Origin of the sequence: Microcystis sp. M53602_WE12 (assembly GCF_030065455.1) — a bacterium.
In the GTDB taxonomy this organism is placed as follows: Bacteria; Cyanobacteriota; Cyanobacteriia; order Cyanobacteriales; family Microcystaceae; genus Microcystis; species Microcystis aeruginosa.
On the sequence record NZ_JASJFB010000145.1, the window covers coordinates 1 to 1,947 of the forward strand.

Genomic DNA, 1,947 nt, shown 5'->3' on the forward strand with positions numbered 1-1,947 from the left:
GCGGGCGGCTCCCCAGAACAGTCTCAGCCTGGAAGTTGGTCACTAGCTAGACACTACCTAACAGCCACAGGCGATAGGCTGAGAGGCCAGAGATGCTGTCGTGGCTTTCATCTTACCTCTCAGCGGTTTTTGAGATGTTGCCTATTCCTACTCGTTTTTGTAGTAAGTAGCAAGTTTCAGTAACAACGCACCAGGTTGTAATAAATTGTTGATTGATTAATTTTTGGAATTGTTTTTTTGCTAATGGGTGAAGTGAGTCGTTTTTATTAGCAAGGGCCAGCCAGAAACCAGTATCAACAATGATCATATTTTTGCTTAAGTTCACTTGTTAAATAGGTTTTATAGTTTTGCGAAAGGTCTGGTTCAGCCTCTATACAACCGATAAAGTCAGACCAATCTTCTGTTCGCTGATCTTTCATTTCCTGTGGGTTGGGAGAATATCGTTTTTTGAGAATATCTACAAGTTCAAGAATAGTCTGTTGTGCGTCGAGGGGAAGGGACGCAATATCTTCTTGAATTGTTTCTAGGTTTATCATTGTCATTATCTCTTTATGGTTGATTGTATCAATTTTAAGATAAAAATCGAGTTCTGTGAAAAGCTGATGTTTACATGAGCAAAACTCCTAAAATTAGACTTGACAAAAGACCTGAGATTGTTATATTCTACAGGTTACAAGCTTTTAAACGAGAGAAGGATTCCATGCCTCCCTTCCACTTTCCCTCCAATGTATTTGTAATCTCAAATAATGCCGCCGGCAGGTGCGCATTAGGGGGTTCCCTAGGCGGAACTTCAATATTAGATGCCGCCGGCAGGTACACATTACGGGGTTCCCCAGGCCGAGGCGGAACTTGAAAATCAAGGGTTTCGTCTTCCCCCCATTTCCGCAATTCCCGCCAGTACACCCATTGTCCTCCTTTTCTCCAGCCGAGGCGATCGCCGAACTTATTCCACACTACCTCATTATACTCGCTCGTGCCACCGAGACTCTCATAGATTTCTCTCTGAACACTGAAGCCGAATTTACCCTTACTAGCTGACAACCAAAGCTGGTCAATGATGCGTAAATCTTCACAGGAAAAGTTTCTAATATCCAGTACTCTGAACCGCCCGTTCTCTCCCCTCTCAGCAGCTTGAAGCATCGCCCTAGTTGTTTCATCATCTGCTTCTTTCCATTTCCCTGCTGCTAGTAGGTCTTGTAGACTGGTATAACTCACTCCACCCTTACGCAATTGTCGGCTAAAATCATTGATTGCGCCTCGTTTTCCGGTGCTAAAATCCTATTGTTCTTTCATAGTTTATCCTTCCTTCATATTAATGTTTATAGTTCTATTAACACCCGAATTTTAGCGACCTGGGCATCAACTTTCGGCTTAAGAATTATTTCAACATCTTGATCAAGAGCGTTGAGAATATGAAACAAATCTTCCAGAGAAAATTGACTAAGTTTTCCCTTGATTAATTGAGATGCTTCTAGTGTTGATATTCCTAAAATTTCTGCTGTTTCAGTTTCCGTGAAGTTCCGTTCATTGACAATATCAATAATCCCAGATAGAATTTGAGCGCGGACTAAAGTTTGTTCGGCTTCTGGATCGCCAAGATCAGCGAAAATATTACTATTACTTTTTTCAAAGTCGCTCATTTTGTTATTCTCCTTGATTTTTTAACCATTCTTGATAACTTATTTCAGCCAGTTTTATTTGAAATGGCTCCGTATTTTTCCAACGATAGGTATTAAAATCTCGATAATCAACGGAAAGAAGGTTCTTCGTTACTTAGTATGGTTCGATAGGGGGGCATAAATCGACTAAATCCTTATCTGGCAAGAGACTTAATTGATTAGTTCGCTCTAGATCAAAAATAATTGACAAAAATCGCCAAATGCCTTTCTATATAAGGGTTCCATCCCTTATAACCCCCGTCCATTGCATAACAAAAACCGAAGAACC

At 40.8% G+C, this 1,947-nt stretch carries 3 protein-coding genes and 1 pseudogene; all 4 read right to left on the reverse strand.

Going from position 1 to position 1,947, the window contains the following annotated elements; genetic code table 11:
• Positions 1 to 124: 124 nt before the first annotated feature.
• A pseudogene (locus tag PX482_RS05645) lies at positions 125 to 307 on the reverse strand (type II toxin-antitoxin system VapC family toxin); the annotation flags it as partial.
• A complete protein-coding gene (locus PX482_RS05650; protein ID WP_002760261.1) occupies positions 294 to 536 on the reverse strand; it encodes a hypothetical protein in 243 nt (80 codons plus the stop codon). The gene PX482_RS05650 and the pseudogene PX482_RS05645, both read right to left, overlap by 14 nt.
• A 127-nt stretch (positions 537 to 663) precedes the next feature.
• Positions 664 to 1,215, reverse strand: a complete 552-nt coding sequence (locus PX482_RS05655) for a GUN4 domain-containing protein (RefSeq protein ID WP_223213014.1) — start codon at positions 1,213 to 1,215, stop codon at positions 664 to 666.
• Between the two features lie 104 nt (positions 1,216 to 1,319).
• Positions 1,320 to 1,640, reverse strand: coding sequence for a helix-turn-helix domain-containing protein (locus PX482_RS05660; protein ID WP_002760257.1), 321 nt, complete (start codon positions 1,638 to 1,640; stop codon positions 1,320 to 1,322).
• Positions 1,641 to 1,947: the final 307 nt, after the last annotated feature.

Coding starts and splice junctions, on each gene's coding strand:
- PX482_RS05650 (WP_002760261.1), bottom strand. CDS start 536: ATGATAAACCTAGAAACAATTCAAGAAGATATTGCGTCCCTTCCCCTC.
- PX482_RS05660 (WP_002760257.1), bottom strand. CDS start 1,640: ATGAGCGACTTTGAAAAAAGTAATAGTAATATTTTCGCTGATCTTGGC.